Source organism: Shewanella sp. Actino-trap-3 (genome assembly GCF_002836275.1).
GTDB lineage: Bacteria > Pseudomonadota > Gammaproteobacteria > Enterobacterales > Shewanellaceae > Shewanella > Shewanella psychromarinicola.
In genome coordinates this window covers 3,594,744-3,611,434 of the sequence record NZ_PJCE01000001.1, presented here as the reverse complement: position 1 = coordinate 3,611,434, position 16,691 = coordinate 3,594,744, and the positions used below count along the sequence as shown (strand labels likewise).

At 43.1% G+C, this 16,691-nt stretch carries 17 protein-coding genes and 1 pseudogene; 8 read left to right on the top strand and 10 right to left on the bottom strand.

What is annotated here, in order from left to right; genetic code table 11:
• Positions 1-107: 107 nt before the first annotated feature.
• The 10 genes from CXF80_RS15575 to CXF80_RS15530 all read right to left on the bottom strand — a co-directional run bounded on the left by CXF80_RS15575 (position 108) and on the right by CXF80_RS15530 (position 6,864).
• On the bottom strand, positions 108-1,265 hold the full coding sequence (locus tag CXF80_RS15575; RefSeq protein ID WP_101033858.1) for a PP2C family protein-serine/threonine phosphatase: 1,158 nt from the start codon (positions 1,263-1,265) through the stop codon (positions 108-110).
• A 9-nt stretch (positions 1,266-1,274) separates the two neighbouring features.
• A complete protein-coding gene (locus tag CXF80_RS15570) occupies positions 1,275-1,850 on the bottom strand; it encodes an MlaC/ttg2D family ABC transporter substrate-binding protein (protein ID WP_101033857.1) in 576 nt (191 codons plus the stop codon).
• Positions 1,850-2,299 (bottom strand): outer membrane lipid asymmetry maintenance protein MlaD, encoded by a 450-nt coding sequence (gene mlaD, locus CXF80_RS15565; RefSeq protein WP_101033856.1) that lies wholly within the window; start codon positions 2,297-2,299, stop codon positions 1,850-1,852. The genes CXF80_RS15570 and mlaD overlap by 1 nt, the downstream gene beginning before the upstream one ends.
• 12 nt (positions 2,300-2,311) lie before the next feature.
• A complete protein-coding gene (locus CXF80_RS15560; RefSeq protein ID WP_101033855.1) occupies positions 2,312-3,106 on the bottom strand; it encodes an MlaE family ABC transporter permease in 795 nt (264 codons plus the stop codon).
• Positions 3,106-3,903, bottom strand: coding sequence for an ABC transporter ATP-binding protein (locus CXF80_RS15555; protein ID WP_101033854.1), 798 nt, complete (start codon positions 3,901-3,903; stop codon positions 3,106-3,108). Before CXF80_RS15555 ends, CXF80_RS15560 begins: the two co-directional genes overlap by 1 nt.
• On the bottom strand, positions 3,896-4,225 hold the full coding sequence (locus CXF80_RS15550; protein ID WP_101033853.1) for an STAS domain-containing protein: 330 nt from the start codon (positions 4,223-4,225) through the stop codon (positions 3,896-3,898). Before CXF80_RS15550 ends, CXF80_RS15555 begins: the two co-directional genes overlap by 8 nt.
• 6 nt (positions 4,226-4,231) lie before the next feature.
• Positions 4,232-4,633, bottom strand: coding sequence for an ATP-binding protein (locus tag CXF80_RS15545; RefSeq protein WP_101033852.1), 402 nt, complete (start codon positions 4,631-4,633; stop codon positions 4,232-4,234).
• 3 nt (positions 4,634-4,636) lie between these two features.
• Positions 4,637-5,530: an MlaA family lipoprotein gene (locus CXF80_RS15540; RefSeq protein WP_101033851.1), complete on the bottom strand. Its 894-nt coding sequence runs from the start codon at positions 5,528-5,530 to the stop codon at positions 4,637-4,639.
• Between the two features lie 312 nt (positions 5,531-5,842).
• A complete protein-coding gene (locus CXF80_RS15535; protein ID WP_101034791.1) occupies positions 5,843-6,061 on the bottom strand; it encodes a DUF6500 family protein in 219 nt (72 codons plus the stop codon).
• A 239-nt stretch (positions 6,062-6,300) separates the two neighbouring features.
• Complete coding sequence (locus tag CXF80_RS15530) at positions 6,301-6,864, bottom strand: TetR/AcrR family transcriptional regulator (protein ID WP_101033850.1); 564 nt, start codon at positions 6,862-6,864, stop codon at positions 6,301-6,303.
• A gap of 69 nt (positions 6,865-6,933) precedes the next feature.
• On the opposite strand from CXF80_RS15530, the gene CXF80_RS15525 reads away from it, so the two are divergent.
• From CXF80_RS15525 to CXF80_RS15495, 8 genes and pseudogenes are all read left to right on the top strand, one after another.
• Positions 6,934-8,007 carry an alcohol dehydrogenase family protein gene (locus tag CXF80_RS15525; RefSeq protein WP_198554772.1) on the top strand — a complete coding sequence of 358 codons (1,074 nt, stop codon included), beginning with the start codon at positions 6,934-6,936 and terminating at the stop codon, positions 8,005-8,007.
• 726 nt (positions 8,008-8,733) lie between these two features.
• Positions 8,734-8,931, top strand: a complete 198-nt coding sequence (locus CXF80_RS15520) for a twin-arginine translocation signal domain-containing protein (RefSeq protein WP_101033849.1) — start codon at positions 8,734-8,736, stop codon at positions 8,929-8,931.
• 18 nt (positions 8,932-8,949) lie between these two features.
• Complete coding sequence (locus CXF80_RS15515; protein WP_101033848.1) at positions 8,950-11,808, top strand: molybdopterin-dependent oxidoreductase; 2,859 nt, start codon at positions 8,950-8,952, stop codon at positions 11,806-11,808.
• Between the two features lie 28 nt (positions 11,809-11,836).
• Positions 11,837-12,433 (top strand): formate dehydrogenase FDH3 subunit beta, encoded by a 597-nt coding sequence (gene fdh3B / locus CXF80_RS15510; protein WP_101033847.1) that lies wholly within the window; start codon positions 11,837-11,839, stop codon positions 12,431-12,433.
• A gap of 48 nt (positions 12,434-12,481) precedes the next feature.
• The gene (locus CXF80_RS15505; RefSeq protein ID WP_101033846.1) at positions 12,482-13,498 is read left to right on the top strand and encodes a formate dehydrogenase subunit gamma; all 1,017 of its coding nucleotides are present in this window, start codon (positions 12,482-12,484) and stop codon (positions 13,496-13,498) included.
• Between the two features lie 293 nt (positions 13,499-13,791).
• Positions 13,792-14,060, top strand: a pseudogene (locus CXF80_RS20525) (DbpA RNA binding domain-containing protein); the annotation flags it as partial.
• A 483-nt stretch (positions 14,061-14,543) separates the two neighbouring features.
• Positions 14,544-15,434, top strand: a complete 891-nt coding sequence (locus tag CXF80_RS15500; RefSeq protein WP_101033845.1) for a hypothetical protein — start codon at positions 14,544-14,546, stop codon at positions 15,432-15,434.
• Between the two features lie 81 nt (positions 15,435-15,515).
• Positions 15,516-16,685 carry a DUF5692 family protein gene (locus CXF80_RS15495; protein ID WP_101033844.1) on the top strand — a complete coding sequence of 390 codons (1,170 nt, stop codon included), beginning with the start codon at positions 15,516-15,518 and terminating at the stop codon, positions 16,683-16,685.
• Positions 16,686-16,691 lie beyond the last annotated feature (6 nt).

Here is a 16,691-nt window from a genome sequence, read left to right as displayed (position 1 = left end):
AGCTTGAAAATAGACTGAGTGCTATCAGTTTATTATCCCCGACTTTATCTCATATCCCAAATCGTATTTATTATCCAGAGCATCCCGTCCCCTAACCCGAGTTGAACTTAAATAAACTGGATAGCACACATGGTCAAATCATCCTGAAATTCTGAATAACCGCAAAACAGTTTCATTTGCTGCTCAAGATATTCCAGCATCGCCTCGGGTTGATCGGGCGCAGCACTGATGGCTTTTTCTAAACGATCGAAACCGAATAACTCTTTTTGAGCATTTTGCGTTTCGATAACCACATCGGTATACACAAACAAAATATCACCTACATCTACGCTGACACTATAGGTATCCCAATTTTGTTCACGCAGCACGCCAATGGGAATGCCGCCTTGATCTAGGGCTACGAGTCTATTGGCTTTTTTCAAATACGCGTGGGGATGACCGGCATTAGCATAAATAAGTTCTTTTTCTTTGAAATTATAACGTAACACTGTCGCGGTTAGAAAACTGCCGCGAGGCTTTTTAGTGAAAAAATGTTGATTGATATAATTGAGTACTTCAGAAGAACTGCTGTTTAAATCTTTTGGCTCAAAGGTGCGCAGTATGGCGTCTATCATGGCGGTTTCTACTGCCGCGGCGGGGCCGTGACCCGATACGTCGGCAATAATCATTCCTACATCGCCTCGGACGTCCGGGCGACTTTTACCCAAATCGACAATATCTAGATAATCGCCTCCGGCGCCTTTCATCGCTTTATAGGTATAAGCCATTTTGACCGAACTGAGTTCGATACCTTTGTCTGGCAACATCAATTGTTGCAAGCGCGAAATCTCATCTATTTCGTCGCGGATCCACACTTGAGCAGCATTAAGCTGTGAAGAGGCTTCTGAAAATTGAAAACTTTTTAACTGGTACAGTAGCTTGAAATACAAGGCGCTAACATGATGCGACTCAACGCCGGCAGGTAAATCGAGCAAAATGATACAATCAAATAAGCTCGATTCTTTACCAAAGGGCAGCCCCCAACATGTCTTGCCATCATCATTTAATGGCATTATTTCAGCAAGGCTATGTTGCAACGACATGGCTGTAAACTGCGTATAGAGTCTGCTGTAATGATCATCACACAGGGATGAAAAATTACAGCTAATTTGGCCATTCTTCTTAATTAAGTAATAACTAAACTCACTTAATGTGGCTGCCAAAGTGGTTTTAAACCATAAGGTTTCATCAATGATATTGTTGGCTAGCGCTTTATCTATGCTCAAAGGAAAACCTTACTTTTGGGCTAATTTAGCAGCAAGGGCTTCATTTAACCCACTGACACCACTTTGTTTCAACGTTCTTCGATAGTCATTGCTAAATGTACGGATCATCGACAAGCCCTCGGCGACAAAATCGTAAATTTTCCATTCATTATTACGTTGATAAAGTCGATACGAAACCGGAATAACATTCTCTTTGGTATGAATTTCAGTATCAACCGTCGCATAGACTTTTTTCTTAATGGTTTCACTGGTGTAATCAACCGTTTGGTTATCATATTCCTCTAGCAATATAATATAGGTATCGACTAACACACCTTTTAATAACAGCATAAATTGGCGTTTTTCGGTATCGTTTGCCTGTCTCCAATACTTACCTAACACCCGTTGGGCTGAGGCTTGTAGATCAACATGCTTTTCAATCACATTACTGAGTGATTGTTTTTTCTGTTCCGCTGACAATGCACTATCAGATGCAATACCTATAATATCAGCCACACCTAATTTAACGCGATCCGTTGGTTCTTGAGCCGCTAAAGCTAAAGACGGCATCACTAACAACATGATTAAAAAAATTATCGATTTCATTATTTATCCTGACTAAACATATACTTGCTAATTAACTCTTCGATACTGATTGATGATTCAGTATCAATAAACTCATCACCATCGGTCATATTGATATCTGAGCCACCGCTGGCAATTTTAAGAAATCTGTCGCCGATAATACCGGATGTACGAATAGCGGCCACGGAATCATCAGGCACGGTAATCGAATTATCTAATGACACCTTAACGACAGATTCATACGCTTTGGGGTCGTAATTAATTGATTGAATTAATCCAACACGTACACCAGACATTTCAACAAAGGCACCTTCTTTCAAACCTGAAGAATTTTCAAATTTAGCAACTAAGGTATATTGACCACTATTAGAAATGGATGCCCCGCCAATGGTAACAGACATAAATACCAAGGCCCCGCTCCCGATTAACACAAATAGGCCGACGAGAAAATTGACGTAATTGTTTTTCATTGTTACCTCTAGTTAAAGCGCTAATGAGCTAACGATATAGTCACTAAACAACATAATAATTGCACTCATTACCACCGCCTGAGTGGTGCCATTGCTGACCCCCTCTGCGCCCATATTCTTTTGATTCCGGTGTAAATAATAGCCGTAATACAAGGGTATCCACATAATGAATAAACCAAATACCAACGACTTTATTTGACCGACTAACACATCTTTAAAGCTAATCGTATCCATCACACCTTGAATATACGCACCAGGACTTTCTCCTTGAATGTGTATGCCGACAATATAACCACCGCCAATACCCACCAAGTCAAACACGGCCGTCAGAATAGGGACACAAATCAACGCAGCCAGCAGTCTTGGCAACATTACATAGCGGTAACTGTTAATCGCCATGCAATCAAGCGCATCAAATTGTTGCTCATTACGCATAATGCCAATTTCTGAACAGGTCGCAGACCCTACCCGTGCAATCACCATTAACGCGGTCATCACCGGGCCCAATTCTTTAATCAGGCTCAAGGCTACTGCCGACCCTAATAAATCTACCGAGCCGAATCGCACTAAGGTATCGTAAAACTGCAGTGCCACGACCATACCGGTAAATAATGCTGCCACAATAATGACGATTAACGATCGATTACCAATAAAATATATTTGCTTAATCACTTGCTTAAATGACACCCGCCCAGTGAATAGGCTGCTAACAATGCGCAGTAAAAATAACGTCGCTAAGCCTAAACTATCAATGTTTTTTCGGGTTGCCGCGCCCAATTTACTAACCGAATCAAATAAGGTCGACATCAAGTTTTTTCCTTATCTAACAATCGATTAAGGTAAACCTCACCATCATCTCTGTGAGTATTAGGTTGACGGTTGATCATGTGTTGAATGCGTTCATCTGGCGAATTTTTAATCTCATCAACGGTGCCGTTAGCCACCACTTCTCCGGCAAATAATACCACCACGCGATCGGCAATTTTAAACACACTTTCAAGCTCATGAGTCACCACCACTATGGTCATGTTCATCGCATCTCTTAGGGTTAAAATAAGCTCATCCAATTCTACCGCGGTGGTGGGATCAAGCCCTGCAGAAGGTTCATCAAAAAACAGTAACTTAGGGTCCATAATCACGGCCCGAGCTAATCCGGCTCGCTTGAGCATGCCGCCAGACAGCTCAGAGGGCATAAGATGACCAGTGCCAGCCATATTCATTAATTCAAGCTTCATCCGCACCATAATATCAATGGTTTGAGTATCTAAAGCGGTATTTTGCTCTAAGGGTAGCCTGACATTATCGGCCACCGTCAATGAACTGAGCAGTGCGCCGCCTTGGAACGCCACGCCCATTTTTTGACATAAGTTGCGTAATGGCTTATTTTTGGCCGTAAAAATATTCACACCATCAATCATGATAGTGCCTGAAGTCGGGGTTTTAAGCCCAAGCATATGGTTGAACAAGGTGCTTTTTCCTGAGCCAGATCCGCCCATCACCACCAGAATTTCTCCGGGTTTGACCTCTAAATTGACATCTTTGAGTACATGGGTGTCGCCATATTGGGCAAACAAATGTTCTACGGTAATGATTGGTTTAACCATTGTTACTCACAGCTGCTACTGAATCTACTAAGTTAAATACTGTGTTTAACCGAGTTAATTGCAGTACTTGAAGAGGGGAACCGTTGGCACCAGCTATATGAAACTCAGTGTCGTTTTCTCTGGCTTCATTGAACGCCTCAACCAGTGACGCCATACCTGAGCTGTCGATATATTGCAGATGGGTAAAGTCGACAATGATGTTATTTTTACTCTTAATTAATTTTATAATGTCGAGTTTGATACTGCGCGAATTGTTCAGATCCACTTCACCATAAAGCTTAATCACTTGGTAATTGTTCTGTGTTTCAATTTCAATATTCATTTTATATCACTTAAATTTAACCGTCAGTTCTAACCAATTGCCTTTACCTTTATGCGGGATAAGTCGTACTTTCTCTGCCACATAATGGATCAGGCAAAGGCCTAATCCACCGGGTTTACATAAATCATTTTCTGTCGGTGTTAATTGCTTGTCAGTAATCTGCGAACACACATCTTTAATCACAAATAGCGCATGATCATCATGACTGCTAATCACTAGTTCTAAACAGCCTTTGCTCGACATGTGGTAACCATGACGAATAACATTGGCGCAAGCCTCATCAACGGCTAATACGATTTCATTGACTTTACCTTCGCTAAAAGGAAAGTCGCGGCAAGCATCTATCACAAATCCGCGAATATTTTTTAATTCACTCGTACAAGAGGAAAACGTTTTGATGTTTGACATTGGCTAGTCCGTTATCTCGAAATGAGTTTTGTCGTCTACTTTTTTGTCATCTATTGGTTTATCGTCTATCGGTTTATCGTCTACTGCTTGGTTATTTAATGGTTTGGTCTCTAACGTTTTAATATCTAAAGGTTGTTCATCTACTAATTCGTTATCAAGTGGTTCGTCACCTAATAGTTCGTCATCAAGCTCCATGTCAAACTCTAAGTCAAACTCATCAGTCTCAATCTCATCGGTCTGGCCATCATTGACCAAGTGCGCATCCCGTTGCAGATAGACATCTTTAACATAGCCATAGGGATCTAACGACCCGTCTAATATGGGTTCATATTGCTGAAATTCAATCCTACTGTCTAAACCTTCCACTACAAATTTACCGGCTCTTTGCTCAAATGAAAGAATAGATAAAGGATAGACAAAAATATCAACAAAATCACCGACGGTATTGCGTGCCGTGCTGGCGCCATAAACAGGCCACATAATATAAGGCCCATTACCGATCCCCCATGCACCAAATGTTTGCGCAAAGGTCTCTTCTTTCTTAGGTAATCCCATGCCAGTGGCGGGGTCAAAAATACCGACAAGACCAATTGTTGTGTTCAATACAAATCGTAACACTGTGCTGCCACTGTCGGTCACTTTACCTTGTAGAAGATTGTTCACGGCGTAGAGCGGTTCACTTAAATTCGATAGCAGGTTCGTCACACCATTTCGGATAGAATGAGGAACATATTCATAACCTTCGGCGGCGGGTTTTAGCAGATGTTTATCCATTATCTGGTAATTGAAATACCAACTTTTTCGATTAACCGATTCTAGTGGATCACCCGGTGTGGAGGTGCTAGCACATCCACTTAAAAACAGTAGCGTGAACATAATAACTAATAGTCGACCCATTACTGCCACCCATTCCTCCGGCTTTTATTCAAAAGTATCTGCTCTCTATATTGGTATTGAGCACAACATTTACTATCGTTTACGATACTCAAGATTGGAAATATAACATTAAAACCACTGAAACCATTAATACAAGTTTGATTGATCGTTCAAAAATAACTTATGTCGTGATCGAATCAGCTAAATAACCCACCTTATCCATTAAGGTATGGCTTAACATGCTCGTTGATCGTTTGTTGATGACGGGTTGTTGATGACGGGTTGTTCATAACCGATTGTTGATGACTTAACGCGCATAAGTGCTGCAGATCATTACAAGCCATTATTAATCATTTGTTTAATTTTATCAGCCTTAACGAAATGATCTAATTGATGAGTCTGGATCCACCATGTCGCCACTTCCATCAGTAGCTCAGGATTATCATTTTTATTGGCAAAAAAAGCATAAAATGACAACCCCACATTATCGCCTTTACTGGCAATTTTTTTATCACAAACGTCGATAATTTTAGCTCTTAATTCATCTCTCATCATTTATCTCGGGTAGTTTGCCTCGGGTCTCGGATAGTTTGTCTCGGATAGTGTATAGCCATCAGCAGATGGTGTTTATAGGATATCGCCATCGCAAAAAATTATCTGCAGATATTTTAAAAAGTGGTATATCACGGTCAATTCTTCGTTAGCGTCGCGCCCAAAAAGCTACCGCCACGGTTATGACAGCTATAAAATCGACATTAACTTATTGAACATAATTGCAGTCATACTCAAGGCTATTGATTGTGTTTGATTTTAGCACTCTGCTTAATTATCCATTCAGCCTGTTTGATCACCTGCAGGCAGTTATCACGAGGTGAGCCAATTGCAGATATAGCGGTTACGCCCTCGAGTAGTATTATCAATATTGAAACCAAATCGTCATCAGAAATACCGTCATGCTGTAAGCGTTGAGTAAGGTCGACTCGCATTCGCTGCTTGTGCTCCAAGACGAAATTCTCGATACGTGAGTGCTTACCCTTATATTCTGCTAAAGCGTGCATGTAAAAGCAGCCATGACTAGCCTCTTTCTCTAACCAATTCAGCAATGAATAAAACGGGATCAGTGCATGGAAGTGAGATGTATTTAAGCGCGCTAATCTAGCAAAATCTTGAAAGTAGCGAGACTCACGTTCACCCATAATGCATAGAACTAAGTCTTCCTTGGACGGGAAGTGCTTATAGAGCGTTCTCTGCGTTGTCCCTGCTTTTGAAGCTATCCTTGCAACACCTGTGCGATGAAAACCCTCTTCATAAAATAACTTTTCAGCGGTGTGCATTATATCATTTTTTTTTGACAATTTTCGCCTCTACATGCAAGTATAGTGACCACTATACAACGAATACCATTCTATAGGAAAGATGTGCTAATGATGAATAAAACAATGAAAGCCGTTGTGACCATGGGCAGTGGCGGAATGGAGCAACTGGTCTATAAAGATGTCCCCATTCCAGAACTGCAAGCAAATGAAGTTCTCGTTCGTGTGCTCGCAGCGGGTGTGAACAACACCGAAATTAATACTCGTTTAGGCTGGTATTCTGCCAAGGTGAGTGAGTCAACCAATAATATGGCCGACAACGTGGATCAACAAGCGTTAGCTGATGGAGGCTGGAATGCGGCAACACCATTTCCGCTGATCCAGGGAACAGATTGTTGTGGCGAGGTCTTAAAAACAGCAGAGAACCACGATCAACATCTTGTTGGCAAGAGAGTGTTAATTCGACCTTGTATCCGGGTAAATGGATTTGGTTCGTTGGACAATATCTGGATGGCATCTGACTTTGATGGTGCATTCGCCCAATACGTAAAAGTATGGGCTACAGAAGTTTTCCCTATTGATTCAACATGGCAAGATGATGAATTGGCGAGCATACCGTGTGCTTACGGCACCGCAGAAAACATGCTTCATAGAGCACAGGTTATCCAAGGTGAGCGTGTGTTAATTATGGGAGCATCTGGCGGCGTAGGTTCAGCGGCTGTTCAGTTAGCGAAACGTCGAGGCGCGCACATCATTGCGGTCGCATCATTAAAAAACCATGCCCAGCTGAAAAAAATGGGCGCAGATAGTGTCTTTGATCGTGAGGCAAATCTCGTTAAGGAGTTGGGGGAATCATCAATAGATGTCGTTATTGATAATGTGGCCGGTGATAAGTTCGGCCGTGCTCTGCAAATATTAAAACGCGGTGGCCGTCTGGTGACTTCAGGAGCTATAGCGGGACCGATTGTGTCATTAGACCTTCGCCAACTCTATTTAAAAGATATTGGGTTGATCGGTACAACGGCATGGGATGAACCCGTGTTCCCCAACCTAATAAGGTACATTGAAAACAATGAAATAAAACCTTTGGTCGCAAGAACATATGCTTTAGAAAATATTGTAGAGGCTCAAACTGAGTTTTTGAAAAAACAGCATTTTGGCAAATTCGTCCTACTGCCAAGCTAATTTATCGCTAGTGTTAAACCGCTATTGCTAAACCGCTACTGTTAAACAAGAATGCAACGCACTTCTCGCTGGTACTATACGGCTGTGTATTTGCTGATTAAGATGGTTAATCGCAGGGCCAATTACCTACTAATACCGATAGCTAATCAATCAGCCTGCTACACAGCAATCCGGCCGCGCTACTCAAGAGGTCCTTAACAGCATCTATGCTTAACGCCAGCATATAGATCACGGTATTGGTCTTGATTAGGCTGATATTTGATATAATCATTCTAAGAAAATTGTACCTGATAGCCTACCCAAGTATGTTGATTGTCTTAAGCAATGCTTGCTTAAGACGCTTGCGGCTAAAGCGAATGGGCTAACACCATTCGATAACATTTAACCCTGCTTAGAGCCATTATCCTACCCAAACTGCGATCTCAACAGCCTCTTTCCCTGGTGCATTAATCTAGGCAAGACGTCGTTCGCCAGACGCTGACTATTGATTTTATATCGCTGCTGTTTTAGTGAACAGTCACCTGTGTGATCTGGCAAACATTTTTAGCTTTTTTATGAATAAACCTCCACATTCTTAATATAGATCAATTAAGCCTATTCTCATTCTTTTAGTATGACCGCGAAAATAAGCACTACATATATGTGTAGTGATTATTCATTTTTATACAACAAAAATGCAACCTCTACAACATGTTGCAGAAAATAGTCGTTTCGATGGGAGATTTAATGAGTAAGCAACAACTTGATTTGAATCGCAGATCTTTACTAAAAGCCATCACTATTGGTGGTACAGCAAGTGTCGCGATTGCCGCAACTGGCATGAATATTGCTAATGCAACAGAAAAAAGTGCTAGCACTTCTCGCACTAAAGGCTATCAAGAAACAACTCACATTCGCAATTATTACGATAGCTTACGCGGCTAGTTTAGGAGAATTTAAGCGATGAAATTAACTCGCAAATCAATCACGGCTCCTACCAATGAAGCTTCAAACAAGCTTGGTATTAATCGTCGTCAATTTATGAAGCAAATGAGTGTTGCCACCGGCGGTATTGCGGCAGCATCAATGATGGGCACTGGCATGATCCGTCGTGCTGAAGCGAAAGATGTGCCCCACAATGCACCCACTGAAATCAAACGTACTGTATGTAGTGCGTGTGCCGTAGGGTGTGGTGTATATGCCGAAGTACAAAATGGCGTGTGGACTGGTCAAGAGCCTGCATTCGACCACCCATTTAACAATGGTGGACATTGCGCTAAAGGTGCGGCATTACGCGAACATGGTCACGGTGAAAAACGCCTTAAATACCCAATGAAATTGGTCGGCGGCAAGTGGAAAAAAATATCTTGGGAGCAAGCTTTTAACGAAGTAGGCGACAAGATGACGGATATTCGTAAAGAGTCAGGTCCTGATTCGATCTACTTTATGGGTAGCGCTAAGTTTTCGAACGAAGGCTGCTACATGTATCGCAAATTTGCCGCCATGTGGGGCACGAACAACATCGACCATTGTGCTCGTATTTGTCACTCTACCACGGTAGCCGGTGTTGCTAACACTTGGGGTTACGGTGCGCAAACTAACTCTTTTAATGATATTCAAAATGCCAATGCAATCTTCTTTATCGGTGCTAACCCTGCAGAGGCGCATCCGGTTGCAATGCAACATATCATGATCGCAAAAGAGAAAAACAACGCTAAATTAATCGTTGTCGATCCTCGCTTTACCCGTACTGCTGCACACGCAGACCTACATTGTGGCCTACGTCCTGGTACTGACATTCCGTTTATCTACGGAATGTTATGGCACATCTTTGAAAATGGTTGGGAAGATAAAACCTTTATTAAAGAACGTGTTTTCGAAATGGAATCCATTCGTGCAGAAGCCAAGAAGTTCCCACCTAAAGAAGTGGCCAGTGTCACAGGTTGTAGCGAAGAAGAAGTTTACCAAGCCGCTAAACTAATGGCTGATAACCGTCCTGGTACCGTTATTTGGTGTATGGGTGGTACTCAGCATCACGTGGGTAATGCTAACACACGTGCTTATTGTATTTTACAGCTTGCGCTTGGCAACATGGGTGTCTCAGGTGGTGGTACTAACATCTTCCGTGGTCACGATAATGTACAAGGCGCGACTGACTTAGGTTTATTATTCGATAATCTACCGGGTTACTACGGTTTAACCTCTGGCGCATGGGAACATTGGACCAATGTCTGGAGCCTAGATTTAGATTGGGTTAAATCACGCTTTGATCAAAACGAATATTTAGGCCGTGTACCAATGAATACCCCGGGTATTCCATGTTCTCGCTGGCACGATGGTGTGTTAGAAACGCCTGAACATTTAGCTCAGAAAGACCGTGTGCGTATGGGCTTCTTCTGGGGACAATCGGTTAACACTGAAACTCGTCAGGCTGATGTACGTGATGCACTAGACAAGATGGACACTGTGGTGGTGGTTGATCCATTTCCAACCATGGCAGCAGTTATGCACCGTCGTCAAGATGGCGTGTACTTGTTACCTGCAACGACTCAATTTGAAACAGAGGGTTCGGTATCTAACTCTGGTCGTAGCCAACAATGGCGTGAAAAAGTGATCGAGCCATTATTTGAATCGAAAACTGACCTTGAAATCATGTACCGCTTATCGCAAAAACTGGGCTTTGATAAAGAGTACACCAAGCGTATCGCTAAAGATTCAAGCGACATGTTGGTGATAGAAGACATTACTCGCGAAATTAACCGTGGTATGTGGACTATTGGTATGACTGGCCAAAGCCCAGAGCGTATTAAGCAACACACCCAAAACTGGGGCTTATTCAGCAATAAGACCCTAGAAGCTGCCGGTGGCGAAGTAAAAGGTGAAACCTACGGCTTACCTTGGCCATGTTGGGGAACACCAGAACAGAAACATCCAGGTACTCAAATTTTGTATGACACAAGTAAACATGTGTCAAAGGGGGGGGGTAACTTCCGCGCCCGTTACGGTGTTGAATACCAGGGAAAAAATCTATTAGCAGAAGATAGCTTTTCTCAAGGTGCAGAAATCCAAGACGGTTACCCTGAGTTCACTTCAGGCATGCTTAAACAGCTTGGCTGGTGGGATGATTTAACGGCTGAAGAGAAACAATATGCTGAAGGCAAAAACTGGAAAACCGATATTTCTGGCGGTATTCAGCGTGTCGCGGTGAAGCATGGCTGTAGCCCTTATGGTAACGCTAAAGCGCGTTGTATCGTGTGGAATTTCCCCGATCAAGTGCCTATTCACCGTGAACCCTTGTATACCCCGCGTCGTGACTTAGTCGCTAAATATCCCACTTACGATGATATGCAAGTTCACCGTTTACCGACCTTATATAAATCAATTCAACAGCATGATAGTTCTATTAAATATCCATTAATACTGACTTCTGGCCGTTTAGTTGAGTATGAGGGCGGTGGTGAAGAGTCGCGATCTAACCCTTGGCTGGCAGAATTACAGCAAGAAATGTTTGTTGAAATTAACCCAGCGGATGCAGCGGATCGCGGACTACGCGATGGTGACTCAATATGGTTAGAAGGCGCTGAAGGTGGACGCATTAAGATTAAGGCCATGGTAACGCCACGCGTTAAGCCTGGTGTGACTTGGATGCCTTATCACTTTGCCGGTGTCATGCATGGCGAAAGTTTAGCGGCTAACTACCCAGAAGGCACAGTGCCTTACGTTATTGGTGAATCTGCTAACACGGCATTGACTTATGGTTATGACCCTGTAACTCAAATGCAGGAAACCAAGGCGTCGCTTTGTCAGATTGAAAAAGCGTAATTGCAGTTAAGCGAGGAGAATTGCCAATATGGCTACAATGAAATTTTTATGTGATACCAAGCGCTGCATCGAATGTAACGGTTGTGTCACAGCGTGTAAAAACGAAAACGACTCTGCTTTAGAGTGGGGTATTCAACGTCGTCGCGTGGTGACACTGAACGACGGTGTTCCTGGTGAAGTGTCTATCTCAGTCGCATGTATGCATTGTACCGATGCACCTTGTATGGCTGTGTGTCCGGCAGATTGTTTCTACCGTACCGAAGACGGCATAGTGCTACACAACAAAGATACTTGTATTGGTTGTGGTTATTGCTTCTATGCCTGCCCATTTGGTGCGCCGCAGTTCCCGCAAAAGAGTACTTATGGTGGCCGCGGCAAAATGGATAAATGTACCTTCTGTGCCGGTGGCCCAGAAGAAGATCATTCAGAAGCTGAGCATCTAAAATACGGTTCAAACCGTATCGCAGAAGGTAAATTACCCATGTGTGCCGAGTTATGTGCGACTAAGGCATTACTTGCGGGCGACGCTGGCATAGTGTCTGACATTTATCGTCAGCGCATGGCAGCACGTGGTAATCCCAATGCAATTTGGGGTTACGATCCTAAAACAGGCGAAATAATCTAATCAGAGCATGGGCTGCGACCTTGTTCGCAGCCATTTTAAGGAGTGACAATGTTAACGTTAATGTTAAACAAATCATTGCGCAGGATATTTGCTCTGTTGGTTCTGTGTATGGGATTGGGGTTGGCTACAGCGCCTGTGTATGCCGCCGATGAACAATCAAGCCAGCAACAAGCAAAGTCGATGACCAGTGATGCCGATCTCTGGCGTGCAATAAAAGCCGGTGAATCAGGCTACAGCACATATAAAGGTGTAGATGCTGATATTCTAATAAATGTCGCGGGTAATGAAGGCAAAATATTACGCAATACTTATCTAAAACCGTTACTAGGCCTAGCTTTTGTCGGGGTTTTTATAGCTTTTTTAGTATTTTACTTTGTTAATGGTCCATCTACACTGAGTAAAGGCTTTTCCGGCAAAATGGTATTTCGTTGGAGCAAAGCGGATCTTTGGTTGCATTGGATTATGGCCGTATCGTGCCTAATCATGATGTTAACTGGTTTGGTCATTATGCTGGGACGCCATTTCTTAGCCCCGTATGTCGGCGACGATATTTGGGCAGGAATAATCGCCTTTAGCAAGTTTAGCCACGATTGGTCTAGCCCCATTTTTATGGTGTCTTGGCTGGCGTGTGTTATCAAGTGGATGCCACTGCAAACCGTTAAGCTGTATGATTTAAAATGGTTTTTAGTAGTCGGTGGCTACATTAACTTTGGCCCGTTTAAAGGTAAACACCCAGACAGTGGGTTTGCCAATGCGGGTGAAAAAATGTGGTTCTGGAGCTTAGCTATTTTCGGTCTTTGCATCAGTGTGACCGGGATAATGTTAGTCTTCCCTACACTTGATTTACCACGAATATGGTCAATGCTTGCACTGCTTATACATGGCGTCAGCGCTGTGATTATTGTCGCGTTTACCATAGTGCATATTTGGATGGCGACCGTACTCAGTGAAGGCGGTATGGAGTGTATGGTCTCGGGCTATTGCGACGAAAACTGGGCTTCACAGCACCACAACTTGTGGTACGACGAAATTAAAGCCAATGGCACATTAAAATACAAAGAGTAAACCAATAATACTGGTGTTAACACACACGTTTATTGCATAAATCAAACACCTTGCCAGGTCACTGGCAAGGTGTTTTTTATGACAGGAGCTAATGGTTTTAGTTCAAAAAGAGAGCAAGTGTAAGATGAATTTAATCAACTGCTTAATAAACTTTTTCACTGGTAGATCGATTCAATAAGCAATATTGGTTAAGCGTCAGCCTGTTGCTAGGACACAAACATGTTACTTGCCAATATCATTGTAGTTAATAGGCAATATAAAAATGGATTATATAAACTTCATAGACTGGTTTTGGCAACGCCGACAGCCTTAACAATAACCCAGATGCGAAGATAAAACCTTATGTTATCGATATGGGTCGTGAACATGGTGTGGGTAATATCGTTAGTGCTATCGCTAACGAAGTTAACATAGACAGCCGTTATATTGGTCAAATCCAGTAATAGGATCAAGTAACAACCGCTGATTTACCAGAAAGTATGCTAAAGACGCTCTACAGCATCTACGTAAAGTTCACGTATGTGACAGAGCGCTGAACATTCGTGAAGCTGGTGGTGAGATAGCTTAAGACTCTGGTGGTGAGAACGCTAAAGACTTTAGTCGTTGAGCTCCTCAACGTGACCGTCCAGAAGCTGCCGTAAGTATCGTCTACGTAAACCAAGAAACAATATGGTCAATCCTTGAGATTAATCCTGTAGATCAAAAAAGGAGCCTAAGGGCTCCTTTTTGTACCTATTGGCGCTTAAATATAATACCGATCCCTTCCTACCGCCTCCCAAAATATCTCTTAAACACACTAAACAACCTAAGTTCAATCTAAGTTCAGCCTAATAAAGTAACTTTTAAAGTACATTTTCCACCAAAAAACCAACACTGGATCACAAAATTTCAAAATCAACCTAACAACAAAAACAGAGAGATAACGAATGGGAGCTAGATCACAGTCATAACCTTCAATAAGCTAGAGTATATACTCTAATTTAGAGTATATACTCTAACTAGTTATAGGGTTGTTAACTCTTTCAATGGGCTATCTGGAGGCATTATGGAAATCCCCGTGTGGCAATATGTTGTATCGATGAGTGGTTACATCGTTTTCTTACTCTTATTGGTTGAAGGCATGCGCCGGACACCAAGACTAACGGCAGCGTTTTGGGTGCTGTCCCTACTCACCGCCCCTTTATGGGTTGATCACTTGGACGGCTGGTTTCGCTGGGTAAAAACGGTTAGCGTTTTATTACCCACGGCTATTGTCGTCGGTGGTGCTAGGATTGCCTGGCTCTATAACGATAACCCAAACCGGGTGCTGTCTTTCTTCCGTGGTGACTGGGTACTTAAAGTGCTCTATGCAGTGTTATTCCTTAACATTGCTGAAGCGACGCTAAAAGACTTTGCAACGGCAAACTACTTCAACGCTATTTGTGGTTTCATCTTATGTATCACAATTCCATTCCCTCGCTATAAGAATGGCAAGCGTCAGTTCTGGGTTATAGGCAGAGACAAGCCAAACGATCTTCTACTCTATTCAACGGCGGCGTGGAACTTCCTCTACACCACTTGGAACTTAGCTTTCGTCTTCGGTGAAAACCCTGGCTTCTTCGCTAGCTCCTTCTGTATTTTGATGGCGGCTGAGCTTTACCCCATCATCAAAGGCCGCCCAGAGCTATATATCATAGCGCGTGTTTACACCTTAGCTTTTCACATCTTGATAAGAGCCAATTCCGACATATTCACTCCCCTGATGGATTCCCGCAGCTGGGCTAATGACAATGTGTTATGGGTTTGGGGCGCTGTCAACTTGGCTCTGCATATCCCGTTTGCAATCTGGTACTTCTACAAGCAGAAAACCAGCCCAACAAACGAACCTCCCTGCGGTGACCATCCTGCGCCCTTAATTAGCGACCTTGAACCAAAACTCGTGAAACAAACGGCCTAGTACTGCAAGGCGTTGGCTTAAGCCAAAAAGCTTAAGCCAACGCCAACACTGCGCACAAATCCACGCTAAGAGAGGAAGCGTATGAAATTTATCACACTCAAATCCATGGCCTTGTCTCTGCTATTGCTCCTTGGCACCGGCAGTGCTCAGCAAGCCATTGCAGACACCCAAAGCCAAGATGCACTGCAGCTTCAAGGGGAAGTCTGGCAAGGCACAAGAGACGGAAAACCCGGTGAAGGCAGTTTATTCTATCGCCTAGAGTTCACTGAAAATAACCACGTTAACGTCATGAAACAATCTGGCGGGTTTAACAAGGTTGAGCAACAACAATGGCATGAACATTTAGGCGAGCTAGTCATTACTAGCACCCCAGGCAATGAAATCACTGATTTTGATGGTGCCCGTTTAACGTTCATCGACGACAGCCAAATCCAATTTAGCCTCGATGGTGACAAGTTTAAGATCCACGAATGGCACATGGTTCGTGCTGTCATCCATGTTCTGTTTGTATTGTGTGGTTTGATGCTACTCAATGAAATCTGTCGCCGCTATAAATGGAGTAACTACGTACTCTGGTTCCTGCTGCCCATCGTCCTTATTCCACTCTGGTCAAGCTACGGCATCACCTACTGGTTTAAATGGGTAAAACTCTATTCAGTTATCTTCGCTGCTGGACTATTCACCTTAATACGATTCACTAAGATTGGGAATATGAAATGGGCTAAGTTCGGCGCAGCCGCCTTCCTAGCCGTTAACATTGCCGAAGCCGTGACCCAAGATTTCACTATGGGTAATATGGCCAATATCTTAAATGCCATTGGTGGCGTGCTCTCCATCATCACCTTGACTGGCTGGGCCATGATTGCCGCCGACAAGAGCAAACAACAAGACATGATCTGGCCTGCCATGACCACCTTCTGGATCATCGCCTACGACGTGTGGAATATCGTCTTTGTCTACCTTAATTTCCCCGGTTCTGCCACAGCCCAAGCCATGGTGTTACTTGCGGCGACCCTACCGGCCCTGTTTGTGAAAAAAGGCACTTGGTTACAAGCCCGCGCATTTACGTTGGCAGGCTCGTTTATGTACTACTTCTGCTTTCCGTTTATGTACGAAAGCAACGTAGTGCCTTTACCCCGTAATGATGAACTTATGTTAGCGGCAGGCCTTGCCAGCTTCCTAATCAATAGTACTTATGCTTATGTTTTCTTTAGTAAAAAATGGAAAAATCACCAACTTAACTTAGCTTAACTCAGG

What these genes read in the sequence shown, in the direction of transcription:
- CXF80_RS15515 (WP_101033848.1), top strand. Translation starts at nt 8,950, where the DNA reads ATGAAATTAACTCGCAAATCAATCACGGCTCCTACCAATGAAGCTTCA.
- CXF80_RS15560 (WP_101033855.1), bottom strand. Translation starts at nt 3,106, where the DNA reads ATGTCGACCTTATTTGATTCGGTTAGTAAATTGGGCGCGGCAACCCGA.
- CXF80_RS15570 (WP_101033857.1), bottom strand. Translation starts at nt 1,850, where the DNA reads ATGAAATCGATAATTTTTTTAATCATGTTGTTAGTGATGCCGTCTTTA.
- mlaD (WP_101033856.1), bottom strand. Translation starts at nt 2,299, where the DNA reads ATGAAAAACAATTACGTCAATTTTCTCGTCGGCCTATTTGTGTTAATC.
- CXF80_RS15500 (WP_101033845.1), top strand. Translation starts at nt 14,544, where the DNA reads ATGGAAATCCCCGTGTGGCAATATGTTGTATCGATGAGTGGTTACATC.
- CXF80_RS15505 (WP_101033846.1), top strand. Translation starts at nt 12,482, where the DNA reads ATGTTAACGTTAATGTTAAACAAATCATTGCGCAGGATATTTGCTCTG.
- CXF80_RS15550 (WP_101033853.1), bottom strand. Translation starts at nt 4,225, where the DNA reads ATGAATATTGAAATTGAAACACAGAACAATTACCAAGTGATTAAGCTT.
- CXF80_RS15535 (WP_101034791.1), bottom strand. Translation starts at nt 6,061, where the DNA reads ATGAGAGATGAATTAAGAGCTAAAATTATCGACGTTTGTGATAAAAAA.
- CXF80_RS15555 (WP_101033854.1), bottom strand. Translation starts at nt 3,903, where the DNA reads ATGGTTAAACCAATCATTACCGTAGAACATTTGTTTGCCCAATATGGC.
- CXF80_RS15525 (WP_198554772.1), top strand. Translation starts at nt 6,934, where the DNA reads ATGATGAATAAAACAATGAAAGCCGTTGTGACCATGGGCAGTGGCGGA.
- CXF80_RS15520 (WP_101033849.1), top strand. Translation starts at nt 8,734, where the DNA reads ATGAGTAAGCAACAACTTGATTTGAATCGCAGATCTTTACTAAAAGCC.
- CXF80_RS15495 (WP_101033844.1), top strand. Translation starts at nt 15,516, where the DNA reads ATGAAATTTATCACACTCAAATCCATGGCCTTGTCTCTGCTATTGCTC.
- CXF80_RS15540 (WP_101033851.1), bottom strand. Translation starts at nt 5,530, where the DNA reads ATGGGTCGACTATTAGTTATTATGTTCACGCTACTGTTTTTAAGTGGA.
- fdh3B (WP_101033847.1), top strand. Translation starts at nt 11,837, where the DNA reads ATGGCTACAATGAAATTTTTATGTGATACCAAGCGCTGCATCGAATGT.
- CXF80_RS15545 (WP_101033852.1), bottom strand. Translation starts at nt 4,633, where the DNA reads ATGTCAAACATCAAAACGTTTTCCTCTTGTACGAGTGAATTAAAAAAT.